Source organism: Paraburkholderia nemoris (genome assembly GCF_905221015.1).
GTDB lineage: Bacteria > Pseudomonadota > Gammaproteobacteria > Burkholderiales > Burkholderiaceae > Paraburkholderia > Paraburkholderia nemoris.
On the sequence record NZ_CAJNBO010000052.1, the window covers coordinates 1 to 22018 of the forward strand.

Consider the following 22018-nt stretch of genomic DNA (forward strand, 5'->3'; position numbering starts at 1 on the left):
TGACTTTCGCATCTTGCCGTGGAGTAGCTCGCCCTTAGCGGTGCAACCCGGTTTCCGATGTCACGGGAAAGCGATCGCATGTATTTCAGTAATTGTTGCCAGCGTCCGGGCCTTGGAGCCAGAAGGCCGTTCTGGACGCAACTTGCCACTCTCATTCGCGCACCCGCCTTCCCCCAAGCGGAACGTGAGCAGTCCTACTCCTAGGAGACCGCTGCATGTCAAGTCGTATTGCCGACGTTCCCGAAGCCTTCGCAGAACACTTCCTCTCATCCTCTCTCACGGGCCTGCTTGATGAGTTCGTTGAGGGCGTAAACCTTGCCCACCGGATGCACTATGAACAGTTCACCCGGCTTATCGCGATGGCCGAAGCCTTGAACGCCGGCGCGATGTGTGCGGACGAATCTGCAGCGCTGTTTGGGCGGCTCAGTGAAACCTCGATCCACTTCGGACTGAACACCCAGATCAATGTGGAAGCATTCCGCAGCCTCCACAACCAGCTGCTGCGCCGGCTGCTCGGCGCGACCCCGCACGACACCGACCACGGCGGATTCTTTCACGCCTGCCGCCTCGGCCCATCCACCACGACCCGGCACTGACCGCTGTCGCCGTTCGCCGTCACCGTGCCTTCGTCCCGACTGCACTGCGGGCTTCTGATCGTCTACACAGGACCGGATCATGTCCCAACGCCCTCCGCAAGACCCCAGGCCCACCCCGCGCACTTCCCGGCTCGAAGAAACCGTCGCTGACACGCTGCGCATAGGTCAGCACTACGCCGATCTGTTTGCGAAGCTGGTCAAGCTCGCCGCCACCATTCAATACATGCAGGTATCGAACCTTGACAGCACACCCCTCGTGACGCAACTGCGCAGCGTCGCGGAAGAGGCCCGGGCGAATCTTGAACTCGAACTGGACCGGCTCAGGGAGCGGTGCAACGGGTGGATTTCCCAGCCAGAGACATTATCCGCAGCAGAAGACGGGATAGAGCCTTGCGCCTTCGCGCTATCCATAACGACCCGGCACTGATCGCTTTCGCCGATTTGCACACGGCAGAAGCGATATGGAATCCTAATTGTTATTTCATGACCGTTCAACGGTTTAGATGATCTCTGGAGATGGGCAATGCAACATCGGAATTCGTCCACGCTTGACTGGCTGCTTGACAGTTTTACGCACGAAATTTTGCAGGCCTGCCAGCGTCACTACGCGCAGTGTTCGAAGATTTCCGCGCTTGCCGAAGCCATCGAGCGCGGTACGGCATCGCCCGCCGAGCGCGACGCGTTGTTCGCTTTGCTGATGGAAGCCGTGATCCGCTTCGAACTGAATGCGCAGACCGATGTGGAAGCCTTCCGACGTGTGCACCACCGCGTGATGCGCGAACTGCTCGACGGCCGCCGCGACGGTGAAGATCAGGTGAATGCGTTCAACGCGTGCGCACGCGCCTTCCCGACAAGGAAAGTCAGCATGACTCTCTATCGCCCCCAGTCGCAACAAGCTACTCACTGCAATCAGATAAATCCGATTTGCCAAAAATGTTGGGTAATGTCTGCAAATTTACAATGTTTGATGATTTGGATTGGGCAGTTCTGTTAGCTTTTTAAGTCTCTGCATAAGAATTATTTGACGATGCTAAAGACGCCTTTTTTGACGTGAATTCATGCGATACGAGTGGACTGCGGACCCATGAGTTCCGTCATGTGATGAACACGCTCGCTGCGATCCACAACCGCAATTTTAAAAACTGCTGAGAGACTGCTGTGTACGGGAAGCATGTGGCCTTCAAGGGCCTCTTATATGGGTTTATCGCGGTTGCGAGCTGGCTATGCGCGGGCACGGCCGTGGCCGGGCTTTACGACAATGTCATGTCGGTGGACGAAAGCCCGGTTGAATTCAGCCTTGGGGCGGCGAGGTATCGAATTCCCAGAAATTACCTGTCTCAGATGAGCGACTGGTCGGGCGGCCCGCAGGAGTATGCAGCGATTCGCGTGACCTATCCTGGACTGAAACCGTTCAGCCAAGAGACAGAGTCGTGCATGCGCCATAAGACGCCGTGCAGAATTTATGAAGTCAACTTGCGCGATAAATTCCAGGCTTGGGAAGACGGCGGAGCCAATCGGGAAGAGGTGGAGCATCCGGAATGGGGCAAACCCGGACCTTATGGCTTCACGTTATTCACGAGGGGACCCGAGAACGCCAGATCGGATTTTTACAGAAAAATCGTGGATGGCAAGCCGATCATGTTCTTTTGCCTGCCTTATGACGTGGATGGCAAACGAGGCGCCGTATGCAATCACGCGGCGCATACGTCATCAGGTGCGACGTTGTTCTATTTTTTTGATTTAAACGGATTGCGCGACGCGGTCGAAGTTGACGAGGCGTTGAGGCAATTGGTTGACGGGTTTTCTATTAAGGAAAATAAATGACCACATTCAGTCTGAGTCAAAACACGATTAACTTGATTAACACGGCACTCAGCGACCCGGGTACAAACAACGTCAACTACCTGAACGCATACAACGCGATCTACAACGACATCAAGAACCAGCCCGGCGTCGATCCGGGCACAGTGAACTGGTTCTCGCAGGCGGGGCTGGTCAACACGCAGTTGTTCAACCCGACTCCGGCCGGCACGTGGATCTACAGCTACATGTTCGCGGCCGCGCAGTCGGAGGGCGTCACGCTGAACAATGCGATCTTCCAGCAGGTGTCGAACACGATTGCGACGACGGTGTTTAACCAGATTGGCTACAACGGCGGTGTGTTCGACACCAGCGTGTTTTCACCGATCAACATCGTCAAAGACGATGCAGGCTCAGGACTTGGCTTGATTCAATCGATGTTCCCGAACGCGAATCTGGATTACGCGATCTGGGGAGGAACGCTCTTTACACCGAGTGTCCTGAATGACCCATCGTACTATTCCGACTATAACATCGATACGTCAACCCCATCCACGAGGGACTGCCAGGCTATCGATGCCGGATTTATGGCGGCTGCAGCAAGTACAGCCAAATATTTCTCCAGCAATGCGTCAATGGCAGGGAACATCGACTTTCAGACTGTCATGGCATGCATGTACAGCACTCAGGTTTTCGGCCAGAACTCCGGAATTTTCCAGCAGACCGGATATACAACCCCCGGTTCTGCCAATTTTACCCCGATATGGTCTGACATAATGCAGACTGAAGCGGACGTCGTCACTAATGCAGGAGACATGACTGCAGTAACGGCGGATGCAGCAGAACTTGCTGCTGAATTCAACGTTCGCCAGATTGATGGTGCCTTCGACCTGACGCTGAACAATAATTCAATTGCGGAACTGGTAACCTGCGGCAATCAGGTCTACAGCGCCGATCTAACCGGAGTGAACGCGATCTATGACATGGCCGGCAACAACCAGATCACGCTGTCCGGGCAAGGGATGCAGGCGACGGCGAGCAACGACCAGATCAACCTGGCCGCCAACACTCTAGTGAGTGAGATTGACGGCGACAACAATACGTTCAACCTCGCATCCAGTACGGACCTGGTAGGGGCTATCGTCGGCAACAATGATCTCGTGAACGCCATGTCAGGCGGGGTATTTGGCATCGTGGGTACCGGCCAGATAGTCAATGGGAATGGGGCGACTGTCTGTCTCGGCGCGGATACGTCGCTCACGACGAATGGCTCAGGGCTGGTGATCGAGACGGCGAGCAACGACGTGGTCTTCGGCTACGGAAATCTGGTCAACGTTGGCGGGAATCTCGGGGCCGGTCAATCGGCAGGAAACACGACAATCGTGGGCGATGCCTCGACCATCTATGCAGGCCCGGGGGATACGGTCTCGGTGGTCGGCCAGGGCGAGTTGCTCAATGGCAACAATGACATGGTCTACCTCGGCGCGAACACGTCGCTCACGACGAATGGCGCGGGGTTGGTGATCGAGACGAATGGCAACGACGTGGTCTTCGGCTACGGCGATCTGGTCAACGTTGGCGGGAATCTCGGGGCCGGTCAATCGGCGGGAGTCACGACGATCGTGGGCGATGACTCGACCATCTATGCAGGCCCGGGCGATACGGTCGCGGTGGTCGGCCAGGGCGAGCTGCTCAATGGTAACAATGACATGGTCTACCTCGCCGCGAACACGTCGCTCACGACGAATGGCTCAGGGCTGGTGATCGAGACGAATGGCAACGACGTGGTCTTCGGCTACGGCAATCTGGTCAACGTTGGCGGGAATCTCGGGGTCGGTCAATCGGCGGGAAACACGACGATCGTGGGCGATGCCTCGACCATCTATGCAGGCCCGGGCGATACGGTCTCGGTCGTCGGCCAGGGCGAGCTGCTCAATGGCAACAATGACATGGTTTATCTCGGCGCGGATACGTCGCTCACGACGAATGGCTCAGGGCTGGTGATCGAGACGGCGAGCAACGACGTGGTCTTTGGCTACGGAAATCTGGTCAACGTTGGCGGGAATCTCGGGGCCGGTCAATCGGCAGGAAACACGACGATCGTGGGCGATGCCTCGACCATCTATGCAGGCACGGGCGATACGGTCTCGGTGGTCGGCCAGGGCGAGCTGCTCAATGGCAACAATGACATGGTCTATCTCGGCGCGGATACGTCGCTCACGGCGAATGGCTCGGGGCTGGTGATCGAGACGAATGGCAACGATCTGGTTGCTGCCTCCGGGCAACAGATCAATGTCGGTGGAAATCTCCCCGCCGGTCAATCGGGGGAAGTCACGACGGTTCAAGGCAGCAGCAATTACGTAGCGGTGGAATATGGGGATGCAGCCAGCATATCGGGCAACGCCAACGTAGTCAGTGCGGCAAATGATTCGGCGGTCATCCTGTCTGGTTCGGGCAATTCGCTCGGCCTGGGTGCCAACTGTGCCGTTGCCGTGAATGGCAGCGGGAATAGCATCAGTGCAGGCGCTCATTCAGTCATACTTGACAACGGCGTAAACAACACGATCAATGCGACCAACAGCGTCATCCAGCTCGGTAGTGCAAATATCGGCCAGGCCATCTACATCAATGGCAACGGCAACTGCATCGATGCCTCCACGCTACTCTCGGCAAATCCGCTCGTTCAGGCAGATATTGTGGTTCGGGGCACAGGCAACACGATCCTTGCGAATAATCAGAAGATCGACCTCAATAACACTTCCGGCAATTTTGTTACCCCGAACAATGCTGTGTACTACAACAACGCCAATGCCTATTCAATAGTCTCAGGTGCCGCGCTCTCCGGCACATATGGCCCGCTGAACCCCGCAGCGCCCTCGACGCCTGGCGTCTTCTTTCCTGGCTACACCCCGGGTGACAACGGCAGCAGCGGTTCGTTTACGAACGGCGGGCTCTGGACTGAAGATCCGGATATCTCGAATCAACTGCCCTACAACCTCCCTCTGAATGATTGCGGCGGGAGCTACGACCCCGACGGTACGTATGACGTAGTCGTATGCGGGGTTGGTGACTCCGGGGCCAGCGCGAGCCTGGCCGATCTGCAGGTCAGCAACCTGATTGCCGGCATGTCGTCCTATGACGTGCAGCCGGCAGCCAGTTCCTCGCTCGTCATCGCGGCGCAGCAGGACCCGACCACGATGCTCGCGGCCAGCCCGAACTGACTCAGACTTCGGGCAAGTGGCATCAGCGTTTGCGGCTCCGGCGGCGGACGTTGATGCCGGCCCCCATGAATTCCCCACACGATGCCAGCCCGGCTGGACCGCTGCAGCATCAGCGGTCACAACAAACAATGAACGCACCGGATATCTCCACTAACGTCGGGCCAGCCGCCATGGTCGATGCGGGTCTCGCGTGCCTGGTCGTGATCGCCCGTTTCCACGGGATCGCGGCCGATGCAGCACAGCTGCGCCATGCGGCGGCACTCGGCAACGAGGCGTTCAGCACCGATGCGCTGGTATCCAGCGCCCGTTCGCTCGGCCTTAAAGCACGCGTCGCGCCGCTTCGGACAGAACGGCTGGTCCGCGCGCCATTGCCTGCGCTCGCGCTTGATCGCGATGGCAACCACCTTGTTATCGCGCGCTGTGACGGTGAGACCGCTTACGTACTCGAAGCGCACGCCGCAGCGCCTGGCGTTATGCCACTAGACGCGCTCGCGGCACGAACCACCGGGCGCATGATCCTGTTTGCGTCCCGCGCCTCGCTGGCTGGCGAACTCGCGCGCTTCGATTTCTCCTGGTTCATTCCCGCTGTCGTCAAGTACCGACGGCTGCTACTTGAAGTGCTGGGTGTCTCGCTCATCCTGCAACTCTTTGGCCTGGTCTCGCCGCTGATGTTTCAGGTGGTGATGGACAAGGTGCTGGTCAACCGGACCTACAGCACGCTGAATGTCGTATGCGTCGCCCTGCTCGTGAGTTCGGTATTCGAGGTGCTGCTCACGGGACTGCGCAATTATGTGTTCGCGCACACGACGAACCGTATCGATGTGGAGCTGGGCGCGCGCCTGTTCCGGCACCTGGTCGCGTTGCCGCTCAACTACTTTGGCGCACGGCGCGTCGGCGATACGGTAGCGCGCGTCAGGGAACTTGAGAACATCCGCAACTTCCTCACCGGTCAGGCGCTCACGGCCCTCATCGACCTGACGTTCTCGTTCATCTTCCTCGGCGTGATGTGCCTGTACAGCCTCTGGCTGACGCTGATTGTGGCCATCTCGCTGCCCGTCTACGTAGCGATCTCGATGGGCGTAACGCCGGTGCTGCGCCAACGCCTGAACGAGAAGTTCGCACGCGGCGCGGACAACCAGTCCTTTCTCGTCGAGGCCGTCTCTGGCGTTGAAACTGTCAAGGCGATGGCGGTCGAACCGCAGTTCGTCAAACGCTGGGAGACCCAACTCGCCGCGTATGTGGCGGCCGGCTTCCGCGTGAACCTGCTCGGCAACGTCGGGCAGCAGTTGACCCAGCTGGTTGGAAAGCTGGTGACGCTGGGCACCCTGTTCTTCGGCGCGAGGCTCGTGATCGACGGCAGGCTGACGGTCGGCGAGCTGATCGCGTTCAACATGATGTCGCAACGGGTAAGCGCGCCGGTGCTGAGGCTCGCGCAACTCTGGCAGGATTTCCAGCAGGTCGGCATATCGATGAGCCGGCTGGGCGACATCCTGAACTCGCGAACGGAAGCACCGCAAAGCCGCCAGGCGCTCCCGGCGCTCAAGGGCCACGTCAGCTTCGAGCAGATCCGTTTCCGCTATCGCCCCGATGGGCCGCCGGTTCTTGACAACGTCGCGCTGGATATCGGGGCTGGCCAGGTGATCGGCATCGTCGGGCGCTCAGGCTCGGGCAAGAGCACGCTGACGAAACTCCTGCAGCGACTCTACGTTCCCGAGCAGGGGACCGTGCGCATCGACGGGATTGATCTGGCACTCGCCGATCCGGCGTGGCTGCGTCGCCAGATCGGCGTAGTGTTGCAGGAGAACCTGCTTTTTAACCGCTCCATCCGCGACAACATCGCGCTGACCGACCCCGGCGCGCCGCTCGCGGCGGTCATCGCTGCGGCGAAGCTCGCCGGCGCGCATGAGTTCATCTGCGAGTTGCCCGAAGCGTACGACACGATGGTCGGCGAACATGGCTCGAACCTGTCCGGCGGGCAGCGGCAGCGCCTCGCGATTGCGCGCGCGCTAATTACCAATCCGCGCATTCTGGTGTTCGACGAAGCCACCAGCGCGCTGGACTTTGAGACCGAACGCGTGATCCAGAACAACATGAAGTCGATGTGCGCGGGGCGCACGGTGATCATCATCGCGCATCGGCTGACGGCCGTACGGCACGCTGACCTGATCGTGGCGATGGACAGGGGCAAGATCGTTGAGCGGGGCAATCACGAGACGCTGCTGCAACTCGGTGGCTACTACGCCCATCTGGTCTCGCTGCAGGACGGCTGATCATGAGATTCCAGAGATTGCTGGCAGTGCGCGACCTGTGCGCGCGCTATGCCACCGTAGTCCGTAGTGCATGGACCATCCGCCACCAGTTCGATTCTGTCGCGCGTGAAGCCCACGAACTGGCGTTCCTGCCCGCGCAGCTGGAGCTGGTCGAAACGCCCGTGCACCCCGCGCCGCACTGGGCGATGCGCACCCTGATCATCCTCACGGTGCTGATCCTGCTGATCGGGATCATCGGCCGCCTGGACATCGTGGTGTCGGCCACGGGGAAATTTGTGCCGGGCGCGCGCGTCAAGGTGATCCAGCCCGCCATGACGGGCGTGGTGCGGGACATCCTCGTTCAGGACGGCCAGCAGGTGAAAGCCGGCCAGTTGCTCATGAAGCTCGACACGACGCAGGCGGCGGCCGACGCCGACAAGGCTGTATCGTCGAAGCTCGATGCCGAGCTGGGTGCCGCACGCGCGACGGCATTGCTTGCGGCGCAGCATGATCATCGCCCACCCGTTGTTGCGCAGGTCGAGGGCGCGCCTGCCGACAGGCTGCACGAAGCCCAGCGTCTGGCCGAAGGCGCATTCCGCGAATATCAGGACAGGATTGATAGCGCACAGGCCGAGCTGGTCAAACGGCAGGCCGAACTCGACAGCACGCGGCAGGAAATCGGCAAACTGCAGGCGACTGCGCCCCTCGCCCGTGAACAGGCGAACGACTACAGATCTCTCGCGGGGGATAAATATGTTGCACGGAGCGACTACCTCGACAAGGAGCAGACCGCGCTCGGGCAGGAGCATGAACTGGCGGCGCAGCAGAGTCACGCGCGCGAACTGATTGCAGGCATTGCCGAGCAGCGCGCGGACATCGAATCGACCACGTCGAAATTCCGGCGCGACCAGCTCGATGAGCTCGAAAAGGATACGCAGCAGACGACGCAAAGCCGCGACGACGAGACGAAGGCGCAGACCCGCCAGGCGTTACTCAGTCTCACCGCTCCCGTGTCCGGGACCGTCCAGCAACTGGCTGCGCATACCCTTGGCGGTGTCGTGACGACGGCCCAGTCGCTGATGGAGATCGTGCCGGACGACACGCTGGAAGTGGAGGCGCAGCTGCAGAACAAAGACATTGGCTTCGTTGATGTCGGGCAGTCCGTGGCGGTGAAGGTCGAAGCCTTCCCGTATACGCGCTACGGATTTATCACGGGCACGGTTGTCTCTGTATCCAACGATGCCGCGCAGGACAAGAAGCTGGGGCTGGTTTTTCCGGTGCGCATCCGGCTGTCAACCAACCGGATTCATGTGGAAAAAAAATGGATCACGCTGACGCCCGGCATGGAAGTGACGGCAGACATCAGGACCGGCAAGCGCAGCGTGGTGGGGTACTTTCTGGGACCGCTGATGGAAAGCGCGCAGGAGAGCATGCGTGAGCGCTAGGCGAACCCGATGGCCGGTTACGCTCGCGATGATCGCCGCGACAGGACTCCTTGCGGTGGCGCCGTGCGCGCACGCCTTCGATGTGCTGCGCACGGAAGGCGGGATTTCTGCGACCCCGGCGGCCGAGATCGTGCCCGATCCGGCCGGATGCCAGTTCGGGCCGCCGGCCAGACCACTGCTGCTGGCCGAAGCGGTCGAACGTGCGCTGTGCAGCAATCCGAAGACGCGCGAGGCCTGGGCGGACGTCAAGGCGCAGGCGGCAGCGGTAGGCGTGGCGCGCGCCGCGTTCCTGCCGACCGTATCGGGCAACTGGCAGGGGGTGCGCGATGATTCCGCGACTGACGTGAGCGGTCACCCCGAGCTGAGTTCGAACACGGCGGCGACCGTTCGCTCGGAAAGCGTTTCGCTGAATTGGGTGCTGTTCGACTTCGGCGGGCGGGCTGCGGCGCTGCGCAACGCATCGGACCTGCTAGCGGCCGCGCGCGCGACGCAGGACGCGACACTGCAGAACGCGTTCGCCACGGTCGCGAAAGACTATTACGCAGCGCAGGCCGCGCAAGGGGCGCGTGAGGCGGCGGCTGACATCGAGCGCATGACGCAGGATAGCCTGGTTGCCGCCCAGGCCCGGGTTGACCGCGACATCGCCCCCATCACGGACGCACTGCAGGCGCAGACGCAGCACGACGAAGCCGTGTTCAATCTCACAAAGGCCGAAGGCGATGCGCAGACCGCGCTGGGTACGCTTGCGTCGAACATGGGACTGGACCCTGACGAACCGGTCATCGTGCCGGGGGTGACCGCTGCCCCGTTGCCCGACCCGACATACAGCGAATCGGTCGCGGAAATGATTGACGAGGTGAAACGCACACACCCGGCGGTGCTCGCCGCGCAGGCGCAGTTCGAGGCCGCGCAGGCGAAGGTCGCGCAGACGCGTGCCGAAGGCCTGCCGAATGTTAGCCTCGTGGCGAAATACAGCCGCAACAACCAGCCGGCGAGCCTGGGTCTCGGGATTCCAACGTTTCCGGCAACCGGGCACGACGCGTATATCGGCGTGCAGGTGACCATCCCGTTCTTCGAAGGCTTCGGCAGGCACTACCAGATCCGGCAGGCTGACGCTGAAGCGCAGCGGCAGAGCGACATGGCTGACGGGACGCAGCAGCAGGTCGCGCTCGACGTGTGGGCAAACTACCAGGCCTTGAACACGGCCACGCAGAACGCCACGCACAGTGAGACGTTGCTAGCAATCGCGCGGCGCTCGTTCGATGCGGCCGAACATCGCTACCGGGCTGGCGTGGGCAATATTCTCGAACTGCTGAATACGCAGACGGCGCTGGCCAGGGCACAGCAACGGCGGGTACAGGCGCTTGCCGACTGGCACAACTCGAAGCTCCAGCTCGCCGCGAAACTCGGTCGGCTCGGCATGGAAAGTATTGACGACAATGCACACCCGGAACTGAGATGATGCATACCCGATCAAGCCTGTGGCCGATCATGCTTTGGTTGCTCCTGCTCACTGGCGCGCAAGCGTCGCTCGCGGATGACGCGCTCGATGCATTGAAGGCGCCCGCTGCGGCGTTGCGTAACGAGCGTGTGCTCATGGTGCCGGGCGACCCGGACCGGCCGGTGATGTTGCAGATGACCCTCTACACGCCGGATGGCCCCGGCCCATTTCCGCTCGCGGTCATGAACCACGGTTCGGCAGGAAACATGCCGGCTGACCTGCAGCCTCGCAACCACCTCACGTTCGCAGCGTACTATTTCCTGTCGCGCGGTTATGCCGTGGCATTGCCGATGATGCGCGGTTATGCCGGATCGGGTGGACACCTGGGCAGTCATGGCTGCGACGACATGGCGACGGGACTGGACGCCGCGCAGGATATTCGCGCCGTGATCGGTTACCTGAAACAGCAGCCCGACATCGACGGTTCCCGCATCGTCGTGGCGGGCCAGAGCTTTGGCGGCTGGAACACGCTGGCGACGGGCACCCTCAATGTGCCGGGTGTGAAGGGGCTGATGAGCTTCGCGGGCGGCATGAAGGCGTCCAGCTGCCGCGATCCGGACACCGAGCTGATCAGGGCGGCGGGCGAGTTGGGTGCACGCACGAGGACGCCGTCCATCTGGTTCTTCGGTGACAACGACGCGACGTTTGCGACGTGGGTATGGCACGGCATGTATGAGCGCTACATGATGGCCGGTGGCCCGGTCGAACTGGTTGCCTATGGCCCATTTGGCAGCGATTCGCACAACATGCTGGGCTCTGCCTCGGGGCTACCCCTCTGGGTGCCCCGCGCCGACGCGTTCCTTGCCCGCGTGGGCCTGCCGCATACCCTGCTTTATCCCGAGTACCTGCCAACGCCCGCCCCGCCACCCAGCCACTATGCCGACATCAACGATGCGCAGGCGCTACCTTATCTGGGCGAACAGGGCGCGGCGTACTACCGGAAATTCCTCAGCAGGTCCCTGCCGCGCGCGCTGGCAATTGGACCTCATGGGGCGGGGACCGCCAGCGAAGGGTTTGATGCGATTGCGCAAGCGCTGAAACTCTGTGGCCAGCAAGGCCCCGGTTGCCGTCTTTACGCCGTCGACAACAACGTGGTGTGGGTTCGCCCGACACCGGCGCCACCGCCGACGCACTTTGCGGCGATTTCGGATGAAGCGGCGGTGCCGTACCTGAACGCCGGAGGCCGGGCCGGCTATGAGAAGTTCCTGACCATGCGCCGGCCTCGCGCGTTCGCCGTTGCGCCCGATGGTGGCTGGGATGCGGCTTCGGCCGGCGCCGACCCCGTTGCCTTTGCACTGGCCCACTGCGCCCAGCTTCATCGCGGCTGCCAGTTGTATGCGGTTGACGGGGATGTCGTCTGGTCGCAAACGCCAGCGTCCGGCACGGGCCGAAGTGCGCGGAGCACCACGCCATCCACGCTTCGCGGAACGCCTTCGCCCGTGGGAAAACAGCACGCGGTGACGGGGGCCAATGGCGCTTAGGGCAGCGGTCTCCCGTCAACGCAAAGCCGGTACGTCGGACATTCCGTTTTCCACTACTGCCCTGCGCATTCGCCTATGAACTGCTCGCCCGTACGCCGCTTTGCAAGCCATCGGCTTTCCCGACTGCGCGGGTGAGCGCGGGCTTCCAACTCACCGCGCAGTTCTGACTATCGAAAGGGGAGATCGCTCGTGAATCACATGTTACCTCCAGCCGTCCCGGCCGAACACGAATCCGAACCGGATGCGCATCGCACGAACAAACGCGTCGGCCATCCGTACATGCAGAGCAGGCGGCGCAACCGTCTCAATCTGCGGACCGTGACCGAGCCGCACCGGGGCGAAACGCCCGCCCGCGCCGCCAGCCCGCAGCATGAAGCACACACCACACCCCCACCGGTGCTCGTGACATGCAGGCGGCGTCAGTCAGTGCCGGACCTTCCCCACCCGGTGGACAACGCCTGATTGCCCGGCAGAAGATGATGCAGCGGTGTCTCCCCGCGCCATGACCGAAGCCTCGTTGTGATACGTGTGCAAATTTAACCCTGTCCAGAAAAGGATGTTCCCGTGGTGAGTTCATATCTACAACTGCTGGCGCAGCGAGCCCAGCTCGATGCGGACATCGCGGCAGCCCGAGCAGCGGAACGACGGGCCGCGATCGAACAGATCAGGAATCAGATGACGGAGTACGGCATTACAGCGGCGGAACTGGATGAGCGGCGTGGCCGTCACCGGGTGCCGGCCAGCCAGCTCGCACCCCGGTATCGCGATCCCGTTTCGGGTGCGACCTGGTCCGGACGCGGCAGGCCGCCCCGTTGGCTCGCGGGCCGCGACCGGCAGGCGTACCGGATCGATGCGCTACCCTCATTGACGACCACCTGAACGAAACACATGCCGACACGACGCAAGTTCGCCGCGCTTTTTATTGTCGCGCTCCTGCTCCCCCACGCCAGCGTATTCGCCGCGTACCGGGAAGAGTGGCTTACCGATCGTCAGGGCGATCAGGCTCGCCTCGTCTCGCGCCGTGGCCCTTTGACCCAGGCCTGCGGAAAATATGCGCCCAGATGCAAGGCTGATACATCGTCCGACAATCGGGCCGCTGCGCACCTCAGAGCGCACCCGGCGGTATCCGATCCGATCGCAGCGTTTGCCAATGAGCCCCGCACCCTGTTCGCGCCAGGCAGGATTGAAAATTCGTAGGTCTAACCATCCACCTGTTACCGGCGGGAAAAATATATGCCCATAACGAACCAGCGATTATTGACACAACACATCGTGCTGGCGCAGATGATGCCCGGAACCCGTTACAGCCTTCACCAGATCGCCCGGCTGGTTGGCGCTGGCGTGCCCAATGCCCAAAGGGTGCTGGCAGAATGCATCGCGAGAGGGGGGGGCAAAAGACGATCGCGGGTAAGCGGGATGTCTACTGGTTGCCTTCGGAAGAGGAATTCACGAGCAACCAGGGCAGTCGATGGGCGCTCCCGCAGGCGACCCTGCAGGGGTACGACGCGATCAATAGTCGCTTTCAGGAACTGTGTCTTTCCAGCCGTCCTGAAGTCCGGAACACCCGGGGCGCAGGCTGAGATCGTTACTGACCGACCAGTCCCGAGCGCTACCAGTGTTGTCGGTGTGTCGGGTTCCAAACTCTTCCTGATGGCAGAATCATGAACCGGACCCACCTCAAATGCTCGCACTGCGATACGGCAGTCGCCCGCGCCGCCAGCCACTGCCCGGGCTGCCAGGCGAAACTGTGCCGTGGCGCACCGCTCGGACTGCATCTGTTCGCACTGGTCGCGGCGATTGCCATTGGTGCCGCATGCGCGTCGGCGCTGGGTGCCGACGAATCGTGGGTGGGATGGATGATCGGCCTGGCTGCGATGGTGAGTGCCTGGGGATTGCTCGACCGGCTATATGAGAATCGCGTCCGCTTCACGCGCAATCGCGCCAGCGGCCCCGATGCGTGATTGCCCAGCGCGGTGGCCTGCGTGCTGGAAACGTGCAACTGCGCCGTCACGGTGGCTGTGGCTGACTTCACGAAGGGTGGCGTGTAACGAGCGTTGACCCGTGGGAATCGACGTAATTAACGAACGCAAGATTGCGTTCGCTGAAATCGCCTGAAAATCAGGCACTGCGTCACAGGATGTAAATTCCGTCCATCTTTACCATTCGAAACCAGTCTTCAACGCTTTCATGACCCGAACATCCCGCCGCACCGCGCACAAGCCCGGCCGCAAGCCGCTCACAAAGGACATGCTGCTGCCCCTGCCTGCGGTAAGGGTGCGCGCGCTGTCTCTGGAAAATCATCTTGCGCTTGCCGCGATACGCACCGGTCATGGTAGTGAGGAAGTGGCGATGAGGCTGTTGCGAATCCTCTATCTCAGCTGGTTCATGCGTGATACGGCAGACCATGATCGGGATATCGATGTGTTCCGCGAAGCTGAAGCCGCGTTGACGCGAAGCCGGATAGGGGCGAACCGGCACCTTGGATGGGTGCTGTCCGACGACGATCACCGTGTGCTCGCACATATTCTCGCGTTGCATGATGAGCAACTTGCATCGCTGCCATCGCATCGGTACACCGAGGCCTGGGAGGGGCTGCAGCGATTCCTGCGCGGCGACGACTGGTCGCCGATTCCACTGTGACCCTCACATGACAAACGCAGTGAATATGAACGATCTGAAATGTCCCTATTGCCACAGCCGTGTCCCGCGTGGCGCGCAATTCTGCTTCGGGTGTCGCACGGAAGTACTCTACGGACCGCCAGGCGGTCTGATCCTGCTGGCAGTGCTTGCGGCCGTATGTTGCGGTTCCGTCGCCACTGCCGTGCTCCACACACAGACTGCGGGATGGGTAGCCGGCCTTGGCCGTACTGGCAGGATCGTACGTCTGGCTGGCGAAGGTTTTCAGGGAACGCGTTGCTTTCAGACGCATTGACCGACGGCACCGGACCTAGTGATGCGCCTCGGGACCGAAGCCCAATGCGCCACTGCTGTGGGTTTGCCCGGAAAGCGTCCGAACTCTCTCCACTGACTCTCCCAGGTGAAAAATCAGCATGCACTGGAAATGGGCAGTGACCGGACAATTGTGCGGCAGGCTACCGTTGCAAAACTAGAGGGATTGAGTGGGCGCCAGACGGCATACGGTCGTACCGTCTACCATGAAAACGTGTCCACTCCGCACGGGGCTGGATCATAGCGACGAGAGACGTGTTGCGCAACGGCCGGCGCGAAAACATCAGGCAGGCTGCATACAGTCTGCCTGACAGCGGCAACTATGCCGACTTGCAGGCGATTGAGGGCATCCTGTGCATTCAGTACGGTGTGATCGAGGCGCGCCGGCTGTTTGTTGATCGCGCGTTCTGCCTGAACGTAAACCGGCGCTGCTCGGAAGCAGGATGGAAACGCGACGACCCGGCCGCGTGAGCGTGGCATCGCCTGATCGGACGGGCGTAGCCGCGAACAGGGTTCCGGCGATCGGCGTCAGATCGGCGCGGAGCCGGACTGACGCCGACGCAGCGATAGCGCTGCGCGTGACCTGTCAGGCGCCAGCCGGATGGATCGACAGCGCGTTCTTCACCGACTTCACGCCGGCCACGCCCTTTGCCACTTCGGTCGCACGATCGGACTGGGGTGCCTCAGGCACGCTGCCCTGCAAGGTCACCGCGCCGTCATGCGCGCGCACGGTCAGATTGCTGGCGCTGATCGTGGAGTCGGCCACCAGCGCGTTGCGCACCTTTTTCGCCAGCGCACGGTTCGCGGCTTTTGCAGCGTTGTATTGCGCTTTCGACGCATGATACTGCGCCTTGGCTGCTGCCGTCGGTCCGCTCGCCGCAGGCATCGCGGCAGGCGCGGACGCCGCAGACTGTGCGTAGGCGTGGGTGGACAGCGCAATGAGCAACGCGCTGCCAGCGAGCCTGAGTCGTTGGGTGGTCTTCATATCGTATTCCTGTTATTCGGTTATGGCTGCCCTGCCAGCGGCCCGCGAACGGATCGGACTACTGCACGACCGCCCGGATGATTCCTGTCCGGTGTCGCAAGATGCCTGATCCTGCTTCACCCTTTGCGTTAACGGATCGGGTATCGGAATGGATGTCAGTGAAAACCCCCGGTCGTACATCTCCAGCCTCGCCTGGCGACAACCCTGTCAACCGCTTTCATCGGGGCTGGTGTGGTCGATCAGCGCGAGCGCCGCAGCCTGCGCTTCACCAGCATCGGCCCGCCTGATCGCGTCGACGACGCGTCCGTACAGTATCAGCGTGTCCGGCCAGTCCTGCTTGCGCTGTACTGCCTGCCGCCCGGCCACCGCGAGCGCGCCGCGCACCAGCGGCGCCAGCTGCGAGAACAGTGGATTGCCGCTGGCTGCGAGGATCCGCATCGCGAAGACCTCGCGCGCAGCCAGAAAACCGGGCTGGCCAGGCGGACTTTCGCGCAGCGCATCGAATGCGAGCCTGATCGCGGCGATGTCGTCAGCGTCACCGCGGGCCGCCGCCTGCGCGGTAGCTACCGGGCCGATCAGGCGGTGAAAGCCGATCAGCGCCTCGCGGAACCGCGGATCGGGGTCCAGGCGCACGCGCCAGTAGAGCACGTCCTCGTTGAGGATGCGCCACTCATGCACCGGACGGACATGCGTGCCGATTTTGGGCCGGATGTCGAGCATGTTGCGTGCGAGCAGCATCGCGAGCACCTCGCGCAGCACGGTGCGGCTCACGTCGTAATTTTTGGCCAGCACGTCCTGCGGCGGCACGTGGTCTGCCCACGCGCCGTCGAGAAGGTCCTCCATGAACTGGTCGAACGTCTGGCTGACCAGCGAACGGTCCTCGTGTCCGTCGTGTTCCATGCTCCACTCTCCCGATATCGTCTGCTGTACTGCGGAGACCGGCTGCGCATACCGGCGGGGACTACATGTTTGCGGCGTCAGGTAAGGTCGTCTTCAGCACATCACGCAGCCGGTGCCGGTAAGCGGGTGAGACGGGCTGAGCGAGGGAGAGTCGCCGCAGGTGCGCATATACCCCGGCATGGATGGACCTGCAATGCGGGCAGAAGTGGACCGTCTCGTCGAGGTAGCCGGTGAACCAGTCCCAGCCCCTCGCATCGCCGGTGAACTTGTCAGGGCACAGCGCACCGCACATGCAGCAGACCGCAAAGATGGGCGCTGCGGCCATGGTCGGGGCGATGCGGGCGCGATTATTCATGACGGCGTGCCGGGTCGCCTTGAGCGTCAGACAATAAATCAACTCAAGACGGCTTGTGATTCGACAACCCAGACAAAGCAGATCGCGACGGATCTGACTGCGCATCGAAGTGCTCGCCAAGCATATCCGTCAACATCCATAGTGGACACGGCTTGCGACAGAGGCCATCGAAACCGACGCGCCTGATTTCGGCGGGCGACATCTCGCGGCAGGCCTGGCTAAGTGCAACAATGAGGACGCTATGGAAGCTCGGCCTTGATGCCGCGTCCCTGATGAAGCGAAAGTTGTTCTGCCGGCACAGACGTGTATCGATCAGCAGGGCACGAGGCATCCAGTGCAGGAGCGTCGACTCAACGAACTCCATGTCGCGCGCCGCAGCCGCCGCGAAACCTTTCAGCCGCAGCAGCAAAGCAATCGATTCGCCGATGGCAATATCCCCGTGGGCGACAACCACGCTGCGTACAAGGGGTGTAGTCGGCAGCCGCTTCGGATTCCACAAAGCGAACTGGCTTTCGTTCTCAAGAGCATGCCGTCCGGTCATGGCAGGAACTCCCTGTGCCCCGTGTCTGTGTTGGCGGTGGGATTCACGCCTAATAAACATACGATTTCACGTATTGAACTGATCATTTCATGCCGTGTGCACGGCCGTCTATCGGCTAGTTTTACCTACGGGATACCCCTCGTATATTCGAATGATCTGACGAAATGCCCGATTGCCTGCGTGACAGGAAGATATAAAATATTGCGTGCGTCAGTGCATCCCAGCGCGGCGTGTGTGTTTGGGCCGCCGCGTCGCGGCGGCCTTTTTTCCGTCTGGCCTTCGTCCAACATGTTTATAGAAGAACGGTGCACGGGCCAGCAATGCGCGCCACCGTTGGGTATTCACGCACGGCGATCCCGCTCTGCAGCTATGGGCAGGCAGAAGGTCCGGCCAATGCGGGCCTGGGCACATCAGAAATGCTTGCTGCGACGCTGGATGTGTCGCGATCGCGCTTTCGGCGCAGCCTTGCGTAACGGTTTTTCCCGTTCGGCCGGGATTCTTTCGAGCAGGCGAGCTACGGCTTCATATAGACCCGTCTTTACGCCTGTGCCATCACGAGCCAGGGAGCAACGTGCCGAACAGCGGCTTCGTGGACTCCATCATTTCAGGCAGGACGGCCCGTACCGTGACCGGATGGCGATGACGGGAAAGGACGTAGCGTGGCAGGCATTAACGCACGTCATGACCGGCACGGCTGTAGTTCGCGCAATCCTCAGTTTTCCAGATGGGATCGAACAGCAGCGGGTAGAAAAACCATCCGTGGCTGATTCCGTGTTCGTTGCCGGTCATGGCGGGGTCCGGGTTCGCGCAGGCGATGTGGCAGTCGCCCGGCACGTCGCGGCGGTGCTCGCACGACCAGCATTCATGCATCATGGTGCGTGCCATCAGCAGTCTCATTCATCGCGTAGCGTAAGCGAGGCGCGCGCGAGCGCCGCCTTCGCGTGTTCGACCAGACCCGGCCCCAACCCGCCGAGCGTGAACAGTTCCGGCTCGCTGTAGCGTGCCAGGTCCCGCAGGGTATGAATGCCGTGTTTCTCGAACGTGCGGAATCGCGGCACGCCCGCCAGCAGATCGACCAGCCGTGCGGACGGCTTCAGTCCGGCTGGCCCTGCGGGTGCGCCGTTAGCAGTGCCTGGTTTATCTGCCACCGGCATGGCCGGCAGGTCCACGCCCAGCTCCTGCATCCCCTAATAAATAGGGGAGAATTACCCGGAGCCAGGGAGATGCCGCTATGAGCCTTGCCGGACAAGGGTTTGAAGGAAGAAGGGTTTTGCCCCTGAAGGGCGACTTCAAGAACCGCAAGATTGGCCGCCTGGTGAACTTTGCTGTTGAGGAACAGGCGAGTCGGGGATTGACGCTGGATCACCTGCTTGCGACGGAGGCGGACGATGACGGCATCCGTTATTGAACCAGAACCCGACTCAACCGAAGCTGCGCAGCTTGTCATCGAAAGCGCGCCGGTTTCCCGCGTGAAATGGGTTCACCGCGAGCGCATCCGCGCGAACGGCTACACCCCGAACCGGGTTGCGCCGCCCGAACTCGAATTGCTGATCCTGTCGCTCCCCGAGGATGGTTTCACCCAGCCCCTCGTGGTGCTGGACGAGGGCGACGGCTACGTGCTGGTCGATGGCTACCACCGCTGGTTTGTGTCAGGCGACCGGCGCATCATCGCCCGCTATGGCGGCCATGTGCCGGTCGCGCAGATCGACGCCGATCCGGTCCACCGGATGATGTCAACGATCCGGCACAACCGCGCACGCGGCACGCGTGCCGTATTGCCGATGGCGGATATCGTCGGGACGATCATCGAGGCAGGCGTGCCCGCTGAAGATATCGGGCGCGGACTCGGGATGGAGCCGGAAGAAATCGACCGGCTTGCCGATCGCTCAGGCATGCCGCGACGGATTGGCGAGCGCGAGGCAAGGCAGGAATTCGGGCGGGCCTAGGTTCGAGAGTAACGGTGTTCGTGATCAGTGGTCGGCGATGCTTGAAATTTCCGTCACGTCAAACGTCGATGCGGTGTCGCATCGCGTGTCTACGCTCGCATATCGCCAGCTTCCCTTCGCTGAAGCGCGCACCGTCACTGAACTGGCGAAGCTCGCTGCCGTCGCGGAGAAAGCCGCGATTCCGCAGGTATTCGACAACCCAACGCCGTTCACGGTGAACTCCTTGGCGGTGCAGGCGGCGCGAAAGGAATTGCCCATCGCGTGCGTGTACATCCGCGACAGGGCCGCGCAATATCTCGCGCTGTACGAGTTCGGCGGCGTGCAGTTCCTGGGGGGCAAGCCGGCCGATCTTGTGCCGGTCGCGGCGGCAGTGAACCGCTACGGAAACCTGCCACGCGGCACGATCCGCAAGTACATGAACCGGCCTGACGTGTTCCTCGGGCCGGTCAAGACGGCACACGGCGAGGTGTACGGGCTGTGGCAGCAGTCCCACTGCACAAGCATGCAAGGAAAACGCGCGGCAAGGCCAAAGGTCTGACCGCCAACGCGACCGGCAATCTGAAACTGCTTGTGGCACTTCACAAGCCGGTCCAGACGAAGAAGCGTCTGGAGTATGGCACGCGTGCTCAGGCCATCGTGTTGGCGACTTCAGGCGCTTCTTCGGCGCAGAACTGGCGAAGGCCATCGCGAGCGCGAAATGACAGAGGCGATTCATCCGGTGTTTCCCGCTGGGCGGTCTTTCTTCGTCGCCGCCGCGCAGCGCCGATTCAGTTCGGCACGGATGGTCCGGTCGGTGAGCAGCCGGCGCGCTTCGATAAGTCCGTACCGCACACACAGGCAACCCTCGATTGATTGCCAGTCGGTATAGCTGCCGCTGTCCGCCAGATGGTAAGCAGCCTGGCGAATGGTTTCCCGCCGCCCGGTCCGTAACACGTCTCTCATGATCATGATCCGCCTCCTGCGAGGGGATATGTTCATATTTTAGGAGGTGAAAGGCGAACCAGTGAAATGGCGGCGCACTTTCGACGGGTATCCACTTACGATAGCGACAGTGCGCTGGCGCACCGGGAACCTGTGAAAACCTATGTTCCCGGCAGGAGTCGATCGCGCGATGCCATCTCGTCAGCAAACGTCGCGATGGCTGCACCGCAGCGAACCATTCCGCCGGTGAAGAAGCAGACGCGCCATCCCTGTTCTTCAGCGACGTAGCGTACCGCCTGCTCGTATATCCGCGGCTGGTCCTTACCGATCCGCACGGCGATCCTGTGATCATGCCATGCGAAATCGAACCGCACCTCGCCGGTCGATCTTCCTGCGCACAGGGAAAGCACATACGCGCGCTCGGGCTCCGGTAGTCTCGTCGCCCGCACGTGCAGCGCGAACATTTCGAGCATCTCGCCGATCATGTCCATTGCAGTCCCCGCTTATCAAACCCATTTTCGGGTCATGTCAATCCTCGCGCCGTGTGGTGTCCGGGTCGTCATCTGGGACCGGTCCCAGATCGTTGAGCTGGTCGTAGGCCTCGTCGGCTTTTCGCCACCACACGAGGAATGCAGCGATCAAGATCATGACAAGTACTGCCGTGACCAACAGCCCGACGATAACCAAACCGAAGAGAGTCACGTCTGGCTCCGCAAAGACGCATGCAATCAGCATATTATATGATCGCCACGTCTGACGATATTGGACCTTGGTCCCATAAAAGCACCTGGCGACGATGCTCGGCCATCCCGCAAAAGCTCACCTGTAGCCGTGTGCGATGGGGTCGAAAGGTACTTTCCGGCCCCTTCGAAATTGGGGGCAATTGCGCAGCGCGTTGTTCAGGTAGCCATGAACTTTATAAGGTGTTTGCATAGCCCGGTGTTCGCACATGGCTAAAGATCGTCAGGGTGTTTCGATCCGTGAGTTTGCGCGGCGCGAAGGCGTGTCCGATACGCTTGTGCATCGTGCGCTGAAACTCATGCGCATCAAGGCTTTGCCGGATGGAACGATCGATCCGGCGCTCGTCTGAACCGCATGGCGCAAGCGCAATGCAACGGGCGAAAGCAC

26 protein-coding genes are annotated in these 22018 nt (G+C 61.5%); 17 read left to right on the forward strand and 9 right to left on the reverse strand.

Features of this window, described 5'->3' with window-relative positions; translation table 11 throughout:
• Positions 1 to 215: 215 nt before the first annotated feature.
• The 13 genes from KHO33_RS39660 (at position 216) to KHO33_RS39720 (ending at position 15713) form a co-directional block, all read left to right on the forward strand.
• Positions 216 to 596, forward strand: a complete 381-nt coding sequence (locus KHO33_RS39660; protein ID WP_200568352.1) for a hypothetical protein — start codon at positions 216 to 218, stop codon at positions 594 to 596.
• Between the two features lie 79 nt (positions 597 to 675).
• Positions 676 to 1023, forward strand: a complete 348-nt coding sequence (locus tag KHO33_RS39665) for a hypothetical protein (protein ID WP_200568351.1) — start codon at positions 676 to 678, stop codon at positions 1021 to 1023.
• 96 nt (positions 1024 to 1119) lie between these two features.
• The gene (locus KHO33_RS39670) at positions 1120 to 1590 is read left to right on the forward strand and encodes a hypothetical protein (protein WP_200568350.1); all 471 of its coding nucleotides are present in this window, start codon (positions 1120 to 1122) and stop codon (positions 1588 to 1590) included.
• A gap of 179 nt (positions 1591 to 1769) precedes the next feature.
• Positions 1770 to 2420, forward strand: coding sequence for a hypothetical protein (locus KHO33_RS39675; protein ID WP_200568349.1), 651 nt, complete (start codon positions 1770 to 1772; stop codon positions 2418 to 2420).
• Positions 2417 to 5617, forward strand: coding sequence for a beta strand repeat-containing protein (locus KHO33_RS39680; RefSeq protein ID WP_200568348.1), 3201 nt, complete (start codon positions 2417 to 2419; stop codon positions 5615 to 5617). The genes KHO33_RS39675 and KHO33_RS39680 overlap by 4 nt, the downstream gene beginning before the upstream one ends.
• Before the next feature lie 128 nt (positions 5618 to 5745).
• Positions 5746 to 7887, forward strand: a complete 2142-nt coding sequence (locus KHO33_RS39685; RefSeq protein ID WP_328822832.1) for a type I secretion system permease/ATPase — start codon at positions 5746 to 5748, stop codon at positions 7885 to 7887.
• Positions 7888 to 7889: 2 nt separating this feature from the next.
• Positions 7890 to 9311 carry an HlyD family type I secretion periplasmic adaptor subunit gene (locus KHO33_RS39690; protein ID WP_200568347.1) on the forward strand — a complete coding sequence of 474 codons (1422 nt, stop codon included), beginning with the start codon at positions 7890 to 7892 and terminating at the stop codon, positions 9309 to 9311.
• The gene (locus KHO33_RS39695; protein WP_236074837.1) at positions 9301 to 10773 is read left to right on the forward strand and encodes a TolC family protein; all 1473 of its coding nucleotides are present in this window, start codon (positions 9301 to 9303) and stop codon (positions 10771 to 10773) included. Before KHO33_RS39690 ends, KHO33_RS39695 begins: the two co-directional genes overlap by 11 nt.
• 29 nt (positions 10774 to 10802) lie before the next feature.
• Positions 10803 to 12293, forward strand: coding sequence for a dienelactone hydrolase family protein (locus KHO33_RS39700; RefSeq protein ID WP_200568346.1), 1491 nt, complete (start codon positions 10803 to 10805; stop codon positions 12291 to 12293).
• 567 nt (positions 12294 to 12860) lie between these two features.
• Complete coding sequence (locus KHO33_RS39705; RefSeq protein ID WP_200568344.1) at positions 12861 to 13172, forward strand: H-NS histone family protein; 312 nt, start codon at positions 12861 to 12863, stop codon at positions 13170 to 13172.
• A 782-nt stretch (positions 13173 to 13954) separates the two neighbouring features.
• Complete coding sequence (locus tag KHO33_RS39710; RefSeq protein WP_200568343.1) at positions 13955 to 14254, forward strand: hypothetical protein; 300 nt, start codon at positions 13955 to 13957, stop codon at positions 14252 to 14254.
• Positions 14255 to 14540: 286 nt separating this feature from the next.
• Complete coding sequence (locus KHO33_RS39715) at positions 14541 to 14933, forward strand: C-type lectin-like domain-containing protein (RefSeq protein ID WP_234480938.1); 393 nt, start codon at positions 14541 to 14543, stop codon at positions 14931 to 14933.
• A gap of 564 nt (positions 14934 to 15497) precedes the next feature.
• Positions 15498 to 15713, forward strand: a complete 216-nt coding sequence (locus KHO33_RS39720; protein WP_236074839.1) for a hypothetical protein — start codon at positions 15498 to 15500, stop codon at positions 15711 to 15713.
• A gap of 115 nt (positions 15714 to 15828) precedes the next feature.
• Here KHO33_RS39720 and KHO33_RS39725 read toward each other — a convergent pair whose 3' ends face one another.
• The 6 genes from KHO33_RS39725 to KHO33_RS39750 form a co-directional block, all read right to left on the reverse strand.
• On the reverse strand, positions 15829 to 16227 hold the full coding sequence (locus tag KHO33_RS39725; RefSeq protein WP_200568341.1) for a BON domain-containing protein: 399 nt from the start codon (positions 16225 to 16227) through the stop codon (positions 15829 to 15831).
• 207 nt (positions 16228 to 16434) lie between these two features.
• The gene (locus tag KHO33_RS39730; RefSeq protein ID WP_200568340.1) at positions 16435 to 17127 is read right to left on the reverse strand and encodes a FadR/GntR family transcriptional regulator; all 693 of its coding nucleotides are present in this window, start codon (positions 17125 to 17127) and stop codon (positions 16435 to 16437) included.
• Between the two features lie 61 nt (positions 17128 to 17188).
• Positions 17189 to 17482: a hypothetical protein gene (locus tag KHO33_RS39735; RefSeq protein WP_211629298.1), complete on the reverse strand. Its 294-nt coding sequence runs from the start codon at positions 17480 to 17482 to the stop codon at positions 17189 to 17191.
• Between the two features lie 43 nt (positions 17483 to 17525).
• A complete protein-coding gene (locus KHO33_RS39740; RefSeq protein ID WP_211629301.1) occupies positions 17526 to 18023 on the reverse strand; it encodes a response regulator receiver protein in 498 nt (165 codons plus the stop codon).
• 669 nt (positions 18024 to 18692) lie between these two features.
• Positions 18693 to 18908, reverse strand: coding sequence for a hypothetical protein (locus KHO33_RS39745; RefSeq protein ID WP_200568211.1), 216 nt, complete (start codon positions 18906 to 18908; stop codon positions 18693 to 18695).
• Positions 18909 to 18916: 8 nt separating this feature from the next.
• Positions 18917 to 19192 (reverse strand): helix-hairpin-helix domain-containing protein, encoded by a 276-nt coding sequence (locus tag KHO33_RS39750; protein WP_200568212.1) that lies wholly within the window; start codon positions 19190 to 19192, stop codon positions 18917 to 18919.
• 62 nt (positions 19193 to 19254) lie between these two features.
• Between KHO33_RS39750 and KHO33_RS39755 the strand changes: the two genes are divergently transcribed.
• Genes KHO33_RS39755 through KHO33_RS39765 form a run of 3 tightly spaced genes read left to right on the forward strand, consistent with a single transcriptional unit; the run spans position 19255 to position 20507 of the window.
• On the forward strand, positions 19255 to 19431 hold the full coding sequence (locus KHO33_RS39755) for a hypothetical protein (protein ID WP_200568213.1): 177 nt from the start codon (positions 19255 to 19257) through the stop codon (positions 19429 to 19431).
• Positions 19412 to 19969: an IbrB-like domain-containing protein gene (locus tag KHO33_RS39760; protein ID WP_200568214.1), complete on the forward strand. Its 558-nt coding sequence runs from the start codon at positions 19412 to 19414 to the stop codon at positions 19967 to 19969. The genes KHO33_RS39755 and KHO33_RS39760 overlap by 20 nt, the downstream gene beginning before the upstream one ends.
• Positions 19970 to 20006: 37 nt before the next feature.
• Positions 20007 to 20507, forward strand: coding sequence for a hypothetical protein (locus KHO33_RS39765; RefSeq protein WP_200568215.1), 501 nt, complete (start codon positions 20007 to 20009; stop codon positions 20505 to 20507).
• Between the two features lie 173 nt (positions 20508 to 20680).
• On the opposite strand, the gene KHO33_RS39770 is transcribed toward KHO33_RS39765, so the two are convergent.
• The 3 genes from KHO33_RS39770 to KHO33_RS39780 all read right to left on the reverse strand — a co-directional run bounded on the left by KHO33_RS39770 (position 20681) and on the right by KHO33_RS39780 (position 21592).
• Complete coding sequence (locus KHO33_RS39770) at positions 20681 to 20917, reverse strand: hypothetical protein (RefSeq protein ID WP_234480920.1); 237 nt, start codon at positions 20915 to 20917, stop codon at positions 20681 to 20683.
• A 134-nt stretch (positions 20918 to 21051) separates the two neighbouring features.
• Positions 21052 to 21381 (reverse strand): hypothetical protein, encoded by a 330-nt coding sequence (locus KHO33_RS39775; protein ID WP_200568216.1) that lies wholly within the window; start codon positions 21379 to 21381, stop codon positions 21052 to 21054.
• A gap of 37 nt (positions 21382 to 21418) precedes the next feature.
• Positions 21419 to 21592 carry a hypothetical protein gene (locus KHO33_RS39780; RefSeq protein ID WP_200568217.1) on the reverse strand — a complete coding sequence of 58 codons (174 nt, stop codon included), beginning with the start codon at positions 21590 to 21592 and terminating at the stop codon, positions 21419 to 21421.
• Positions 21593 to 21839: 247 nt separating this feature from the next.
• Between KHO33_RS39780 and KHO33_RS39785 the strand changes: the two genes are divergently transcribed.
• The gene (locus tag KHO33_RS39785) at positions 21840 to 21980 is read left to right on the forward strand and encodes a hypothetical protein (protein ID WP_200568218.1); all 141 of its coding nucleotides are present in this window, start codon (positions 21840 to 21842) and stop codon (positions 21978 to 21980) included.
• Positions 21981 to 22018 lie beyond the last annotated feature (38 nt).